At 64.5% G+C, this 14,046-nt stretch carries 14 protein-coding genes and 1 tRNA gene; 7 read left to right on the top strand and 8 right to left on the bottom strand.

Features of this window, described 5'->3' with window-relative positions; genetic code table 11:
* The first annotated feature begins 45 nt into the window (after positions 1-45).
* A complete protein-coding gene (locus IEV75_RS01110) occupies positions 46-1,032 on the top strand; it encodes an acetyl-CoA carboxylase carboxyltransferase subunit alpha (RefSeq protein WP_188450702.1) in 987 nt (328 codons plus the stop codon).
* An 85-nt stretch (positions 1,033-1,117) separates the two neighbouring features.
* Positions 1,118-3,172: an NAD(+) synthase gene (locus tag IEV75_RS01105; protein WP_188450701.1), complete on the top strand. Its 2,055-nt coding sequence runs from the start codon at positions 1,118-1,120 to the stop codon at positions 3,170-3,172.
* 264 nt (positions 3,173-3,436) lie between these two features.
* Here IEV75_RS01105 and IEV75_RS01100 read toward each other — a convergent pair whose 3' ends face one another.
* Positions 3,437-3,904 (bottom strand): Hsp20 family protein, encoded by a 468-nt coding sequence (locus IEV75_RS01100; RefSeq protein WP_188450700.1) that lies wholly within the window; start codon positions 3,902-3,904, stop codon positions 3,437-3,439.
* A 259-nt stretch (positions 3,905-4,163) separates the two neighbouring features.
* Between IEV75_RS01100 and IEV75_RS01095 the strand changes: the two genes are divergently transcribed.
* Both IEV75_RS01095 and IEV75_RS01090 read left to right on the top strand, forming a co-directional pair.
* Positions 4,164-5,216: a class I SAM-dependent methyltransferase gene (locus IEV75_RS01095; RefSeq protein ID WP_188450699.1), complete on the top strand. Its 1,053-nt coding sequence runs from the start codon at positions 4,164-4,166 to the stop codon at positions 5,214-5,216.
* Entirely contained in the window at positions 5,213-5,908 is a 696-nt protein-coding gene (locus tag IEV75_RS01090) for a hypothetical protein (RefSeq protein WP_188450698.1), read from the top strand. Before IEV75_RS01095 ends, IEV75_RS01090 begins: the two co-directional genes overlap by 4 nt.
* Here IEV75_RS01090 and IEV75_RS01085 read toward each other — a convergent pair.
* The 3 genes from IEV75_RS01085 to IEV75_RS01075 all read right to left on the bottom strand — a co-directional run bounded on the left by IEV75_RS01085 (position 5,905) and on the right by IEV75_RS01075 (position 8,173).
* Positions 5,905-6,708: an inositol monophosphatase family protein gene (locus IEV75_RS01085; RefSeq protein ID WP_233351705.1), complete on the bottom strand. Its 804-nt coding sequence runs from the start codon at positions 6,706-6,708 to the stop codon at positions 5,905-5,907. The genes IEV75_RS01090 and IEV75_RS01085 overlap by 4 nt on opposite strands.
* 68 nt (positions 6,709-6,776) lie before the next feature.
* The gene (locus IEV75_RS01080; protein WP_188450697.1) at positions 6,777-7,211 is read right to left on the bottom strand and encodes a helix-turn-helix domain-containing protein; all 435 of its coding nucleotides are present in this window, start codon (positions 7,209-7,211) and stop codon (positions 6,777-6,779) included.
* 86 nt (positions 7,212-7,297) lie between these two features.
* Entirely contained in the window at positions 7,298-8,173 is an 876-nt protein-coding gene (locus IEV75_RS01075; RefSeq protein ID WP_188450696.1) for an N-formylglutamate amidohydrolase, read from the bottom strand.
* Positions 8,174-8,329: 156 nt separating this feature from the next.
* Between IEV75_RS01075 and cpdR the strand changes: the two genes are divergently transcribed.
* The 3 genes from cpdR (at position 8,330) to IEV75_RS01060 (ending at position 9,706) form a co-directional block, all read left to right on the top strand.
* The gene (gene cpdR, locus IEV75_RS01070; RefSeq protein WP_188450695.1) at positions 8,330-8,698 is read left to right on the top strand and encodes a cell cycle two-component system response regulator CpdR; all 369 of its coding nucleotides are present in this window, start codon (positions 8,330-8,332) and stop codon (positions 8,696-8,698) included.
* 88 nt (positions 8,699-8,786) lie between these two features.
* Positions 8,787-8,863: transfer RNA gene (locus IEV75_RS01065), tRNA-Val, on the top strand.
* 123 nt (positions 8,864-8,986) lie between these two features.
* Positions 8,987-9,706, top strand: a complete 720-nt coding sequence (locus IEV75_RS01060) for a PepSY domain-containing protein (RefSeq protein ID WP_188450694.1) — start codon at positions 8,987-8,989, stop codon at positions 9,704-9,706.
* Here IEV75_RS01060 and IEV75_RS01055 read toward each other — a convergent pair.
* The 4 genes from IEV75_RS01055 to motA all read right to left on the bottom strand — a co-directional run bounded on the left by IEV75_RS01055 (position 9,703) and on the right by motA (position 13,957).
* Positions 9,703-10,146: an acyl-CoA thioesterase gene (locus tag IEV75_RS01055; protein ID WP_188450693.1), complete on the bottom strand. Its 444-nt coding sequence runs from the start codon at positions 10,144-10,146 to the stop codon at positions 9,703-9,705. The genes IEV75_RS01060 and IEV75_RS01055 overlap by 4 nt on opposite strands.
* A gap of 101 nt (positions 10,147-10,247) precedes the next feature.
* Positions 10,248-11,096, bottom strand: coding sequence for a WecB/TagA/CpsF family glycosyltransferase (locus IEV75_RS01050; protein ID WP_188450692.1), 849 nt, complete (start codon positions 11,094-11,096; stop codon positions 10,248-10,250).
* Between the two features lie 72 nt (positions 11,097-11,168).
* Positions 11,169-12,968, bottom strand: a complete 1,800-nt coding sequence (gene mnmC2 / locus IEV75_RS01045; protein ID WP_188450691.1) for a tRNA (5-methylaminomethyl-2-thiouridine)(34)-methyltransferase MnmC2 — start codon at positions 12,966-12,968, stop codon at positions 11,169-11,171.
* A gap of 122 nt (positions 12,969-13,090) precedes the next feature.
* Positions 13,091-13,957 carry a flagellar motor stator protein MotA gene (motA, locus tag IEV75_RS01040; protein WP_188450690.1) on the bottom strand — a complete coding sequence of 289 codons (867 nt, stop codon included), beginning with the start codon at positions 13,955-13,957 and terminating at the stop codon, positions 13,091-13,093.
* Positions 13,958-14,046 lie beyond the last annotated feature (89 nt).

Below are 14,046 nucleotides of genomic sequence, written 5' to 3'. Positions count from 1 at the left end.
GTTCGGCCAGCGATCCTTGGCCGGTAGCCTTCAATCAGGGGATCCATGTCCAACCCGACGCGCACCTATCTTGATTTCGAACGTCCCATTGCCGAGCTCGATGCGAAGATCGAGGAATTGCAATCGGTCTCCGAACGCAATGGCGAGGATGCGCCGGACGTGGCTGACGAGGTGGCCAAGCTGCGCCAGAAATCGGCGACCCAGCTGAAAAACCTCTACGCGAAGCTCGACCCCTGGCAGAAAACCATGGTGGCGCGCCATCCTGAGCGCCCGCACCTGAAAGACTTTCTGGCCGGTCTTATCACCGATTTCGAGGAGCTGTCCGGCGACCGGCGTTTCTCCGAGGATCACGCCATTGTCGGCGGGCTGGGCCGGTTCCGCGGCCGCGCCGTGGTGGTCATGGGCCATGAGAAGGGCCACGATACCCAGACGCGCCTGAAGCACAATTTCGGCATGGCCCGCCCTGAAGGCTACCGCAAGGCGGCGCGGCTGATGGATCTGGCTGACAAGTTCGGCCTGCCGGTCCTGACCTTTGTGGACACAGCTGGCGCCTATCCCGGTGTTGGCGCGGAAGAACGCGGCCAGTCTGAAGCCATTGCCCGCTCCACCGAGCGCTGCCTGACGCTCGGCACGCCCATAATCTCCGTCATCACCGGTGAAGGCGGATCGGGCGGCGCGGTGGCGCTGGCGTCTGCCAACACGGTGATGATGCTGGAGCATTCCATCTATTCGGTGATTTCGCCGGAGGGCTGTGCCTCGATCCTCTGGCGCGACGGTGCCAAGGCGCGCGATGCGGCGATCGCCATGAAGATCACGGCGCAGGACCTGATCGGGCTGAAAATCATCGACAAGATCATCCCCGAGCCGGTCGGCGGCGCTCATCGCGACCGTGACGCCACCATCAAGGCGGTAGGAGACGCGATGGAGGAAAACCTCTCAAGCCTGGAAGGTCTTGATCCGGCCACCCTGCGCCGGAAGCGCCGCGAGCGTTTCCTGGCCATCGGCCGCTCGCTGATGGAACCGGCGGCCTAGACTTTCCCCGCCCCCCCTTGATTTTTGAGTTGGAAAGGCGTCTCTGGCACCCCGTGAAATACTCAATATGAGCAAAAGGGGCGTCATGCCGGCTTTTCACAACCTCTACCGCCACGGATTTGTACGTGTGGCCGCTTATGCGCCCCACGTAGCGCCGGGCGATCCGGCCGAGAACGCCGCACGCCAGATTACACTGGCCAGAAAGGCTGATGAGAGCCGCGCCGCACTGGTGCTCTTCCCCGAGCTGTCGCTGACCGGCTATGCGCTGGACGACCTGCATCATCAGGCCCTGATGTTGCGGGCCGCCGAGCAGGCTGCTGCAAGCCTTATCGAAGCCTCGCGCGATCTCATGCCGGTGATCGTGGCAGGCGCGCCGGTAGCGGTCGACGGCCAGCTCTATAACTGTGCCCTCATCATCCATCGCGGGCGGCTTCTGGGCATAGTGCCAAAGAGCTATCTGCCCAATTACCGCGAATTTTATGAAAAGCGCTGGTTCGCCGAAGGCCCCTCAGCCGTGGCGGACACGGTCCGCTATGCCGGGCAGGACGCAGCCTTTGGCACAAAACTCGTCTTCGCCGCAGACGATTTGCCCGGCTTCAGCTTCATGGCCGAGATCTGCGAGGATATCTGGGCGGTCCAGCCTCCGAGCCTTGATGGCGCGCTGGCCGGCGCGAACATTATCGTCAATCTTTCCGCCTCCAACGCCCTTATCGGCAAGGCGCGCGAGCGCGAGGCCCTGGTGCGCGTGCAGTCACAGCGCACGCTTGGCGCCTATATCTTCGCCGCCTCCGGCAGTGGCGAGAGCACGACGGACCTCACCTGGGACGGGCAGACAATTGCCTGCGAGCTGGGCGAGACTATCGCAAGCGGCCCGCGCTTTGAGGATAATACAGGCCTCGTGACCGAGATCGATGTGGAGCGGATCGTTCAGGACCGCCTGCGCTTTTCCACCTTCCGGGACTCTGCCCGCAATGCGCGCGAGCGCCTGACAGGCTGGCGGAAGATTGGCTTCACGCTTGCTCCGCCGCTGGATGAGACACTGACGCTGGAGCGCGCCATCCGGCGCTTCCCCTTCGTGCCGGCAGACAAGGAACGTCTGGACGAGGATTGCTTCGAGGCCTGGTCCATCCAGAGCGAGGCACTGGTTCAGCGCCTGCGCTCCAGCGGCATAAAGCGCGCTGTCATCGGCATTTCTGGCGGGCTGGATTCCACGCAAGCCCTCATCGTTACCGCGCGTGCCTTCGACCGGCTGGGCCTGCCGCGCGCGAATATTCTTGCCTATACCCTGCCCGGCTTTGCCACCAGCGAGGCGACGCATGAACAGGCCATCGCGCTGGCAGATGCCATGGGTGTCACCCGGCGCGAGATTGATATCCGCCCGGCGGCCGAGCGCATGCTGGCCGATCTCGGCCACCCTTACGCTGAAGGACGCGCCCAGTACGATGTGACATTCGAGAACGTGCAGGCGGGCCTGCGCACCGACTATCTCTTCCGCGCGGCCAACCATGAAGGCGCGCTGGTGATCGGCACAGGCGACCTCTCGGAAGCGGCGCTGGGCTGGTGCACTTATGGCGTTGGCGATCACATGTCGCATTACAACGTCAATGCGGGCCTGCCCAAGACACTGATCCAGCACCTGATTGCCTGGGCGGCGCGCACGGGGCGGGCAGGCGAAACGGCCACGCCGGTGCTGGAACGAATCCTCGCCACCGAAATCTCCCCTGAACTGGTCCCCGCAGGCGCGGACGGCGCGATTCAGAGCACGCAAGGTGTGATCGGCCCCTACCCGCTACAGGATTTCACGCTGCACTATGTCGTGCGTTACGGGTTCGGGCCGGAAAAGATCGCCTTCCTGCAGGATACTGCATGGGGCATGAATTCACGCAGCGACTGGCCCGACCATGTAGCTGAAGGCGACCGCCATCACTACACCATGGCCGATATCCTCAAATGGCTGGAGGTGTTCCACGCGCGCTTTTTCGGCCAGAGCCAGTTCAAGCGCTCTGCCGTGCCCAATGGCCCGAAACTCACCTCTGCGGGCGCGCTCTCCCCGCGCGGGGACTGGCGCATGCCCTCTGACATGAGTGCGAAGCTCTGGCACGCGGCGATAGCCCGGCTGAAGGACGAGCTGGGGGAATAAGCCCCGTTAGCTGAAACCCCGGACGCGAAGCGATCCGGGTCCTCCCTGCGCTTCTCCTGCACAAGGTCCCGGATCGGACTGCGTGCGTCCGGGAGTTCATATCTGGGCGCAAAAAAAACGCCCGCGTGCCAGGGGAAAAGCACGCGGGCGTCTTCATGTCAGTCTGCTGGCAGATCGGCCGGAGCGGATTTGCGGCAGGGGAAAAACCGCACCGTCCCGGTCAGCTGGCCAGCCTTCGCTGCGGCGTTCGCAGCGGTATGCGTCTTAAGCAGCCTTGGTCTTCGAGCCGCTAATCAGCTTCGCGCCGGACTTGCCGTTAATGGCGATCTGGCGCGGCTTTTTCGCTTCGGGTATCTCGCGCTCGAGGCGGATTACCAGAAGGCCGTTCTCGAGGCGCGCATCACGCACCTGGATATGGTCGGCCAGATGGAAGCGGCGCTCGAAGGACCGCTCGGCAATGCCGCGATGGATGAACTGGCGCGGTTCGCCGTCATCGCTTTCGCGCTTGCCCGCCACGGTCAGCACGTTTTCCTGAACCTGAACGTCGAGATCATTGTCACCGAACCCGGCCACGGCCAGCTCAATGACATATTCGTGCTCGCTGAGTTGTTCGATATTGTAGGGCGGGTAGCCATTACCCGTTTCCTGCTTGGCCGCCGAGTCGATCATGTTGGCCAGCCGGTCAAAGCCGACAATCGTGCGGTAAAGCGGTGTGTAGTCGATGGTACGCATGAAGATCCTCCTTCAGAAGCGATCAGTCCGGTGTCCTCCGGTGAAATGTCCGCGCCTCGAATGAGCGCACGGAGCCAGAGGCAGGCACCAGGGGTTTCAGTACTCGCCGGAGCCCGTCAGGCGCCCCGGTCTTTTTGACATGGGTGAGGGTTTGCGGGTGCGCAAGAGGGACTTTGCGGTGTTTTGCAATTTTGCTGTCAGCGATTGCGGCGCTAGTCTGGCACCCGAAACTGTCACACCTGCCAGGAGGACCTGCCGCATGCGCCTTCTCTTCACCGTGTCCGCTCTTGCCCTGTGCCTGCCGCTTATGGCGTGCGGGGACAATGCCGGCAGCGAAGCGCCAGAGCCGGCAGGCGCGGACGCTGACATGGTGGCTGCGACGGCCGGCGATGCAGAAGCAGAAAGCGCGGCGCAGCCGGACGGCGAAACACCTGATGACGGGTCTGACGGGACGGCCGCATACGCCGGCACGGCCGAAACGGAAGCCGGAGCGGAGGAGGGCCCAGCAACCGGCGAGAATGCGGGCCTGTCCACCGAACCGGAAACAGGCTCCCTTGCCTGGGCCGTCGCGGGCGAATGGCGCGCAGATGCGGTCGTGCGTGATGTCTGGCGCCATCCGCGCGAGACACTGGAATTCTTTGGCGTCGATCCATCCGGAACGATTGTGGAGATATGGCCTGCTGGCGGCTGGTACACACAAGTGCTCGCCCCCTGGATCGCCGCCAATGGCGGCACCTATGTCGCCGCCCATTTCGACCCCGCCGGCAATGACCAGACACAGGCCTTTATCGACAGCTATGCCGAACGCTTTTCGGCGCCGCTGTTTGGCGAGATCGAGATAGCAAGCTTCGGCCCTGATACCGGCCCGATCGTGCCCGAAGGCAGCGCCGACGCCGTGCTGACCTTCCGCAATGTCCATAACTGGATGGCACGCGGCTTCGAGGAAAAAGCCTTTGCCGATTTCTACGCAGCCCTGCGCCCGGGCGGCATACTGGGCGTGGTCGAACACCGCCTGCCCGCCAGCCAGCCGCAAGACCCGCGCGCCGCCAATGGTTATGTGCAGGAAGACTATGTCATCGCGCTGGCGACCGAAGCCGGGTTCGAGCTGGTGGGTTCCTCCGAAATCAACGCCAACCCGGCGGACACGACCGATCATCCGTTCGGCGTATGGACCCTGCCGCCGGTTCTGCGCTCTTCCCCGCGCGGGGAAGAACCGGACCCGGACTTTGACCGGTCGCCCTATGAGACGATTGGCGAGTCGGATCGCATGACCCTGCTCTTCCGCAAGCCGGAGAGCACGGGGGCAGAGTGATCGGCTTCCTTTTGCGGACCCTCACCGCCTGCCTGCTGCTGGGCTGGGCGGGTACGGTGCATGCCAGCCCGCCTCCCGCTTCTGCACTCAACCCCTATCCGGCTGAGCGGCTATTGCCCTTCTGGCGGCAATACACGGCGCGGCATGAAGACGGCGAAGCCCTGTTCATGCCCGCCTACCGGCTCGATCCGGCTCCGGCGGACGCTGATGCTGCCAGCAGCTTCTGGCTGGAAGCGTCTGACGGGCGGCTGCTGGCGCTGGGCGTCGATGATGACGGCTATCTGGTGTTGCCGCCCCAAGCCCGTGCACCCGGCCTTGTGACCCGTGGCGCGCGGCTTCTGCATGACGGCGAGGCGCCGCTACCCGCCATCCGTCTGGAAATCCGCCTGCAGCTGGAGCCGGCCCGGCACTATGCCCTTGCCGATCTGTCATCCGCGGTTGCGCAGGTGGACAGTTTTCAGCGTCACGCCATGGGGCTTGCCGCGCTGATGGCGCCGCGTTTTGACGTTGTCGTGTTCCGCTTTGACGGGCCCGCCCCCGATGGCTGGCATGTGACAGCGCGGGGTGAACGCCGCGAACTCGCCGCCCTGCACGACACGCTGTATCTGCGCATGACACCCCGCACGGCCCGCGCCGGCGGTGAAATCATCCTGGAAGCGCCACCGCGCCGGATTGTGGTGGAAACCCGCTAGCGCGCCGCCACAGCCAGCACCTCCAGCAACTCCCCATGCAGGTCCGCATTGCCGGCCGCGACCACCTGTCCGCCGCCATGTGCCGGGCGTCCCTGCCAGTCGGTCAGGATACCGCCTGCGCCTTCCACGACCGGTACCAGCGCAGCCACATCCCAGGTTTTAAGTCCGGACTCGATCACGAAATCGAGCCCGCCTTGCGCCACCATCGCGTATCCATAGGCATCCAGCCCGTAGCGCATCAGGCGCGCGCGGCCGCTGACCTGAGAGAAGACAGCCGCCTCCGCCCCCTCGAACAGATAGGGGTCGGTTGTCTCGCCAATCGCCCCGGCCAGGCTGCGCCCGCCCCGGACGGTCAGCGGGGTCAGCCGGCCTGCATGCCGAAGATGGGCGCTGCGACCGGCAGCCCCTGTCGATCCGAAGAAACGCTCGCCGATATGCGGCTGGTCAATCACCGACAGGACCGGTCCCGCCTCCTCCGCCAGCGCGATCAGTACACACCAGCTGGGCAGGCCCGCCAGAAAGGCGCGCGTACCGTCGATCGGGTCAATGATCCATGTCCGGCCCGAGCGTGATGGTTTGGCCTCATCCTCCTCGCCGACAATGCCGTCTCCGGGGCGGTGCTCGTCAAGCAGGGCACGGATGGCGGCCTCGGCCGCCCGGTCAGCAGCCGTCACGGGATCAAACCCGTCAGGGGCCTTGTTGTCAGCCGCTATACCATTGCGGAAATGGGGCAGAATTGCCGCGCGCGCCGCATCCGCCAGTGCATCCAGCAAGGCACGGTCGCTCTCATATCGGTCCAATTGCGATCCCCCGCTTCAGGCCGGTGCGCCGCATGGGCCTCCTGACTGAAAAGCGGCGGCGCGATGTATCAGGCCTGTCCGGTATCGCTATTGCGAACCGCCGGGTCAAGCGCGCTCTGAAGCGTCTTGGCCAGTTCAAGAAAGCGTTGGCGCGGCGCCCGTCCCAGCCGGTAATACGCCCTTACCAGCTCCATGGTCTCGCGCCGGGAAAGCAGGTCGCCGTGCAAATCGCCGCTCGCGCCGCCGGTTTTCAACCCGTCATAGAAATGCTCAACCGGCGCCCCCAGCGCTTCGGCTATCTCGAACAGCCGGCTGGCAGACATGCGGTTGATGCCTGTCTCATATTTGTGGATCTGCTGGAAACGTATCCCGACCCGGTCGGCCAGCTCCTTCTGGGTCAGGCCAAGAAGACGCCGGCGCCGCCGGAGCCGCTCACCGACATGCCGGTCGATATTGGGACGCCTGACCGGCGCGGCTGCGCTGTCTGTCACCTGTGGCTGCATGTGTCCTCGCCGCCTCCGCATGGACGGCGCGAATCGCGCCGCACGCTTATCATTAGCGTGCTTTGCGACTAATAACAACCTGTAGTTTATTCCGCCGCGAGGCTTTGCGTCCGGTACGCGTCAAGAAGGGCAGCGGCAAAGCGTTCGAGCCGGGTCTTGAGCTGGGCGAAACCCTGGTGCGGCTCCAGCGTGCGCTCATCCATGTAAAGCGCCCGGCTGATCTCGATCTGCAAGGCGTGGCTGCTTTCAGCCGGCTGGCCATAGCGCTCGGTGGCAAACCCGCCAGCATAAGGCCGGTTACGCACAACCTTGAAGCCCAGTGAACGGAATATCCGTTCGGCATGCCCGGTCAGCTCGGGCGAACAGGACGAGCCAAACCGGTCTCCCAGGACAATGTCGGCGCCCCGGGCGCTCGCTGCCGGCATGGAGTGGCAATCGATGAGAATGCACTGGCCGAACTGGTCGCGAGCCGCTGCCAGCTCCCCTGCCAGAGCGGCGTGATAGGGCCGGTAGCAGGAAGCCAGACGCTCAAAGGCCTCATCCAGAGGCAGCATCGCCTCGTAGATCGCACTGCCTTCCCCGGCAAGGCGCGGGATAACGCCCAGCCCGGCAGATGCCCTCTGGCTTATCTGGCCGGACAGCGCGTGGACGCGCGGCCCGAACAGGATGGGATCCAGCTCATACTCCGCCCGGTTGGGGTCCACATAGGATCGCGGGAACAGCGCCCGCACCAGCGGCGCCCCCAATTCCGGCACAGTGCCGAACAGCACGTCGATATGCGCATCTTCGGACCGGCGCAAAACTTTCAGCGGCAGTGCTGCCCCTTCAAGGAAGCCCTTGCTGTAATCGGACCCGGAATGGGGCGAGGCAAAGACAACCGGCGACACACGCACGGCCGGGCTCAGCACCTCGACGGCGGCAGACCCGTCAGCGGGCGTATTCGGGGATGGATCAGGGCTCATCTGCCTATCATCTCCCCCACGCCCGCAGCGTCAATCGCCAAGCGTCACCGCGGCCGGAAAAATCGCTGCAGGAGGTGGCGCGGCGTTCAACGGAATTTTACCTCCTTGCCCTAGAGTGCCTTTGCGGTGGATAAAAACACTCCGGAGGGGATGGCTATGGCCAAGATACTGCTCGCAGAAGACGACGATTCCATGCGTGACTTCCTGGCCAAGGCGCTGACACGCGCCGGGCACGAGGTGGAAACGGTGGCCGACGGTGAGGAAGGCCTTGATGCGCTGGGCGATCAGGCCGGTGCGTTCGAGCTTCTGCTGACCGATATCGTGATGCCCGGCGTTGACGGGATCGAGCTGGCGCGCCGCGCCGCGGAAATCGATCCGGGCCTGAAAATCATGTTCATCACGGGATTTGCAGCCGTGGCGCTCAATGCAGGCCTGTCCGCCAAGCGCGAGGCGAAGGTGCTTTCCAAGCCTTTCCATTTGCGCGATCTGGTCGACGAGGTCGCCCGCGCCATGGAAGCGGCATAGCCAATTATCGACATTCAGCAGGAATGCTTGCACAGGCGGGGCGCGCGGGCTATATCGCCCGCTCGTTTCGCGAGCAGGCTTGCGGACCGGGCGCGTAGCTCAGTTGGTTAGAGCGCTACGTTGACATCGTAGAGGTCACAAGTTCGACTCTTGTCGCGCCCACCATTTCCCGATGAAATGTGCAGTTTATGGCGGCCCGCCTGCGCGCTGCACGGTCAGCTCTGCAGCTTGCGCCGTCGCGCTTGTCCGGGCAAATGAAAGCCGGTCGGCAAATGGCGGGATGGCATAGTGAAATTCCAGAGATGGGTAGTGCGGGTTCACAAATGGTCGGCGCTTGTCGTCGGGCTTCAGGTATTGCTCTGGATTGGCGGTGGCTTCGGCATGGCCCTCATGCCGATCGGCGAGGTCCGCGGCGAACACCGCATGGCGCCGGCGGCGCCGCTGGCGGCAGAACCCGGCACTGTGACGGACCTGGCTGCTGCTGCACGGGCAGCCGGTTTCCGCACGCTGGACAGCGCACGCCTCGTTTCCCACCTTTCCAGCCCGGCCTGGCTGCTGCAGTCCGGTGACCGGACAGCCCTCGTTGATGCCGGCACAACACGCCTCCTGACCCCTCTCGATGCGGCGGGCGCGCAGGCGGTCGCACGGGGCGATTATGCAGGACCCGGAACCGCCGGAACAGCAGAATGGCTTGAGGAAGCACCCTGGTACTATGCCGGGCCGGTGCCAGTATGGCGGGTGGCTATCGACGGTGATGACGGACGGATGATCTTCATTGCGCCCGACACAGGCCAAATCGTCTCGCGCCGGTCCGACAGCTGGCGCCTGTTTGACGTGTTCTGGCGCCTGCACATCATGGATTACCGTGATGGCAGCAATATCAATAATCCGCTTCTCATCAGTGCTGCCGGATTTGCGCTTCTGTTCACGCTGTCCGGCCTGACCCTGCTGGTCTTGCGACTGCGCCGGGTGCTCCACGCGGCCCGGCACAGCGGCGCGAGGCCCTAACGCTGCATCGCCCGCAGCTTCTCGATCAGCGCAGCAGGCGGCGGACAGGGCGTGCGCGGCAGCGCGGTCGTCGCCCAGGCATAAATCATCCGTCCACCGGTGAGCGCTTCGTCGCCGCGGAAAATCCCGAGGCGGAAGGTCGCCGAGCTGTTGCCCACGCGCTCCAGCATCACACCGATCTCGATCAGCTCGTCAAACACGGCCGGTGCGTAGAAGTCGGCATGCGCGCTGACAGCAAAGGATTCGCTGCCCTCCGCCGTCAGGTCATCGGGCAGCTTCATGCCCGCCGCGCGCCAGAACTCGGTCAGCGCGACGTCGAAATAGAGAAAATAATTGCCGTTGAAGACAATGCCCTGCGGATCGGCTTCGGCCCAGCGCACACGCAAGGTATGAAACCATGAGAAATCCCGGCGCGATGGCCGTTCCGGCTTGTTCGGCATGCAAGAAAGCCCCCGCCTCTTCTGCCCGCTGGTCACAAGCGGGTTTCACAAGACAAGCGACTATTCGCCCTCGAATCAAGTACCGGGGTCAAGCCCGGCCATCAGGCGCCCAGCCGCGCGGCGAAGGATTTTTCAAACGCGCGCAGCCTCGCCCGGGCGCGCCGCCATTCCCACCAGATCAGCAGGACTTGCGGACCATCGACCAGATAGCGCCGCCACATGCGCTTTGGCTCTTCCAGAAGGCGATGCAGCCATTCCAGCCGGGCGCGCTGCATCCATTGCGGGGCGCGCTGTGTCTTGCCGGAGAGGAAATCGAGGGAGGCGCCCACGCACAGGCCGACGCCTGTGCAGTCACCACGCTCTATGCACGCCGCCGCGATCATTTCCTGCTGCGGTGAGCCCACACACAGGAAGACAAAACGCGCCGGATTTGCCGCGACGAAGGCCGCGCAATCGGCAACCGCTTGCGGGTTGGTGCGCAGCCCCATGGGCGGCTGGTGCCAGCGCACATCCTTCAGGCCGAAACGCGCCGTAACACCTGCAATGACATCTTCATCCCCGCCAATGACCACTACCGGCTCGGCCGGGTCGATGGCGTGTTCGAACAGGGCCGCTGTCAGGTCAGAGCCGGGCGTCACCGCCACCTCTTCACCTGAAAAGGCAGCGATCAGCTCCAGCACCCGGCTATCACATACGGTCAGCCAGGCCTGCGCGTAAAGCGGCGCCAGCTCGCCCCCTCGTGACAGGCGCACCAGATGGTCAACATTGGGAGTGACGACGAAGGCAAAGGGGCGTTCCGGATCGCGCTTCACAATGCGCTCCAGCGCAACGTCAAACCCGATCCGGTCAAAGGCGGAGTTCAAGAACCAGATATGACGCGGGCGCACACGCCGGTCTGCGCCCCTCACCGGGCGGCCCTGAAGCGTCGATGTGTCCAGCGGCAGTGTCATCAAACGTCCCGTTACGGGCCAGCGTGCCTGGCCTCCGGGACGGGATGTGCAAGCTTCAGACCGGAGCGGGCATCAACCGGCGGGCGATTTCCCCTGTCTGCGCAACGCCCTTAACGCGAAACGCGCCGGGTCGAGACTGGCCGCGCCGGAACGCTCCAGCGGGGACGGTTCGCCGCAGATGAGGCTCGCCACATGCTCGGCCAGCAAGGGCGCATGGGCAAAGCCGCGCGCGCCAAAGCCGGTGAGCATGTAGAGCCCGTCTATCACGCTGGCATCGGCGCGCACCGCCTGGCCTGCCGCGGGCAGCCGGTCCGGCAATACGCAGCGCGCCGCACCCCAGTGTTCCAGAACGGGTCCGAGCCCGGCACCGATATCCGGATCAAACGCGCCCACCGCCGAGCGGATAGCCTCTGCCGCCTGTTCTGGTGTGAAACGTTCGCCCCTCTCGTGCGTGGCACCCGCCAGCACAGACCCATCGGGCAGCGGGGCCAGATAATGCCCCCATGCCATGGGTTGCGGAATTGGCGGGCCGTCATACGCAAAGCGCGCGGTCTGCCCCGGCAGCGGCTCCATCGGCAAACATATATCGAGGCCTTCGGGCAGCGCATCCGCGCCCGGTGCAAGGATGAGCCGGTCGGCCTCGGCCAGCAGCTCTTCTTGGGTGTCCAACACCCGCCAGCCACCCGCGCTGTGCCTTTCAACGCGCGCCGCATACGCGTCCACAACCGGCACATCCCCGGCGAGCGCGGTCAAAAGCCGCAACGGCTCCACCCAGCCCGCCTTTTCCAGTATCAGGCCATCATCAACACCGCTGAGGCCCGTACCGGCCATCATGTCTGCGATACGGCTGAGCCGCCCGGCGCCATCATGGCCGGACGGTGCCCGCAAGACACCCGTCGGGTGAAACCCGTCCAGCCTGGAATAGAGCGTGCGGGCGTGATCGAAGGCGGCGAGCGTGGCACGCACATGGGGCCGGTCAGCGGCTTCGAGGCGCGGGGTAAAGAGCGCGGCCATGCCCCCAGAGGCGCCTGCGCCCAAGCCGCCTTGCGCGATGACAACCGGGGTCAGGCCGCGAGCCTTTAGCGCATGGACAAGACTGGCCGCTGCAATGCCGCCGCCCATAATGGCAATCCTGCCGGGCTTGGCAGGCACGGGCGCGGCAACACCGCCTTCGAACACGCCCTCCAGCCGTTCGCGCTTGCGGCCAAAGCCCGGCACCTTCTCAACCGTGAAGCCCGCGCCCTGGAGGCCCCGCCTGACCGCCCCTGCCACCGTGAACGTACCAAGGCGCGTGCCCGGCTTTGACAGGCGGGCCATGTGGGCAAACACATCGGCTGACCACATCGCGCCATTTAGGGCAGGCGCGAACCCGTCAAGGAACCAGGCGTCGGCGGCAAAATCCATCTCATGGAGCGCGGCTTCCACCGTGTCATGGAAAACGGTCAGCATGACACGCCCGCCTGCAAAGACGCGCCTGTGCGGGCCTTTGAGCGGTGGTGGCCACTGATCTGCCAGCTCATCGGCCTTCCCGCCCAGCGCCGGAAAGGCCGACAGGGCGCGGCGCGCATCGCCCTGGCTCAAGGGAAAGCCTTCCAGCGAGATGAAATGCAGCCGGGCGTCTGCCGGTGCGACGCCCTCGAAAAGCTGCCACGCGGCGAGAAAATTCAACCCCGTGCCAAAGCCCAGCTCGCCGATGATGATGGTGCCGCCAGCGGCGAACCGCTCGCGAAGGCGGCAACCATCGAGAAACACGGCCTGTGTCTCGGCCAGCCCGTCCTCCGCGGAGAAATAGACATCGCCCCCGGCCGCGCGCGGCGTGCCGGGCTCGCTCCAGTCGATATGCGCAAAGGGTCTGACGAGGCTGCCGCTCATGGTCAACCGGCTACACGCGAAGGGGCGGACGGGCAATGCCTGCATGTCCGGCCAGCAAAAAGGGCCGGAGCATGTGCCCCGGCCCGTTCAAGGTGCTTCCCCCGATTATTCTTCTTATTGGCTTATTCCGACCCGACATTGGCCAGCGCTTCTTCCAGTTCCAGGAAGGTGGGCTGCATGGCGCTGGGCACATTGCCCCGGCCGATCTCGACAGAAATCTGGGCCGCGTTGCCGTGCAGGTGTGCAACCAGAACGCTCTGGATGATTTTGTAGAAAATCGCTTCCTCGTCATAGACTTCCTTCATCCGCGTAGCGAACGGACCGACAAAGCCATAGGCCAGGAACACGCCAAGGAAGGTACCCACCAGCGCCGAACCGATCATCGCGCCAAGGTATTCCGGCGGCTGGGTGATCGCGCCCATCGTCTTGATGATGCCCAGCACTGCCGCCACGATCCCGAGCGCCGGCAGCGCGTCAGCCATGTTCTGCAGGGCATGGGCGGGGCCGGAGGCTTCGTGATGGTGCTTTTCCAGCTGCTTTTCCATCGCGTCCTCGACCTGGTGCGGGTCTTCAAGGTTCATCGTCATCATGCGCAGCGTGTCGCAGATGAAATCCACCGCGAAATGGTCCTTGATGATGCGTGGATACTTCGAAAAGAGCGCACTTTCATGCGGCTTCTCGATATGGGCTTCCAGCGCGATGACACCCTTGGTCTTCATCGTCTTGGTCAGCGCAAACAGGAGAGCGAGCAGATCGCGATAGTCCTGCGGCTTCCATTTCGGGCCCGCGAACAGTTTTGAGAGATCGCCTGCGGTCTTGCCGACCGTCTTGCCCGAATTGCCGATGAAGAAGGCGCCCATCGCCGCCCCGCCAATCATCATCAGCTCGAAGGGAAGCGCCTTTAGAATAACGTCGAAATGGCCACCGGCGAGCATGAAGCCGCCGAACACCATAGCGAACACGCAGACAATGCCGATTATCTGAAACATATACCCACCATCCCGCACTCATCCGGGGCCGTTCTGGCCGGACCGGGTGGAAGGGCGGATTTTTCCGCTTCTCTTCCCCCGGCCCATGT

Source organism: Glycocaulis albus (assembly GCF_014639075.1).
GTDB classification, from domain to species: domain Bacteria; phylum Pseudomonadota; class Alphaproteobacteria; order Caulobacterales; family Maricaulaceae; genus Glycocaulis; species Glycocaulis albus.
The sequence above is the reverse complement of the archived record's forward strand: the minus strand, read 5'-3'. Positions and strand labels throughout refer to the sequence as shown.

What these genes read in the sequence shown, in the direction of transcription:
- cpdR (WP_188450695.1), top strand. Translation starts at nt 8,330, where the DNA reads ATGGCCAAGATACTGCTCGCAGAAGACGACGATTCCATGCGTGACTTC.
- IEV75_RS01075 (WP_188450696.1), bottom strand. Translation starts at nt 8,173, where the DNA reads ATGAGCCCTGATCCATCCCCGAATACGCCCGCTGACGGGTCTGCCGCC.
- IEV75_RS01105 (WP_188450701.1), top strand. Translation starts at nt 1,118, where the DNA reads ATGCCGGCTTTTCACAACCTCTACCGCCACGGATTTGTACGTGTGGCC.
- IEV75_RS01055 (WP_188450693.1), bottom strand. Translation starts at nt 10,146, where the DNA reads ATGCCGAACAAGCCGGAACGGCCATCGCGCCGGGATTTCTCATGGTTT.
- IEV75_RS01080 (WP_188450697.1), bottom strand. Translation starts at nt 7,211, where the DNA reads ATGCAGCCACAGGTGACAGACAGCGCAGCCGCGCCGGTCAGGCGTCCC.
- mnmC2 (WP_188450691.1), bottom strand. Translation starts at nt 12,968, where the DNA reads ATGAGCGGCAGCCTCGTCAGACCCTTTGCGCATATCGACTGGAGCGAG.
- IEV75_RS01100 (WP_188450700.1), bottom strand. Translation starts at nt 3,904, where the DNA reads ATGCGTACCATCGACTACACACCGCTTTACCGCACGATTGTCGGCTTT.
- motA (WP_188450690.1), bottom strand. Translation starts at nt 13,957, where the DNA reads ATGTTTCAGATAATCGGCATTGTCTGCGTGTTCGCTATGGTGTTCGGC.
- IEV75_RS01095 (WP_188450699.1), top strand. Translation starts at nt 4,164, where the DNA reads ATGCGCCTTCTCTTCACCGTGTCCGCTCTTGCCCTGTGCCTGCCGCTT.
- IEV75_RS01050 (WP_188450692.1), bottom strand. Translation starts at nt 11,096, where the DNA reads ATGACACTGCCGCTGGACACATCGACGCTTCAGGGCCGCCCGGTGAGG.
- IEV75_RS01110 (WP_188450702.1), top strand. Translation starts at nt 46, where the DNA reads ATGTCCAACCCGACGCGCACCTATCTTGATTTCGAACGTCCCATTGCC.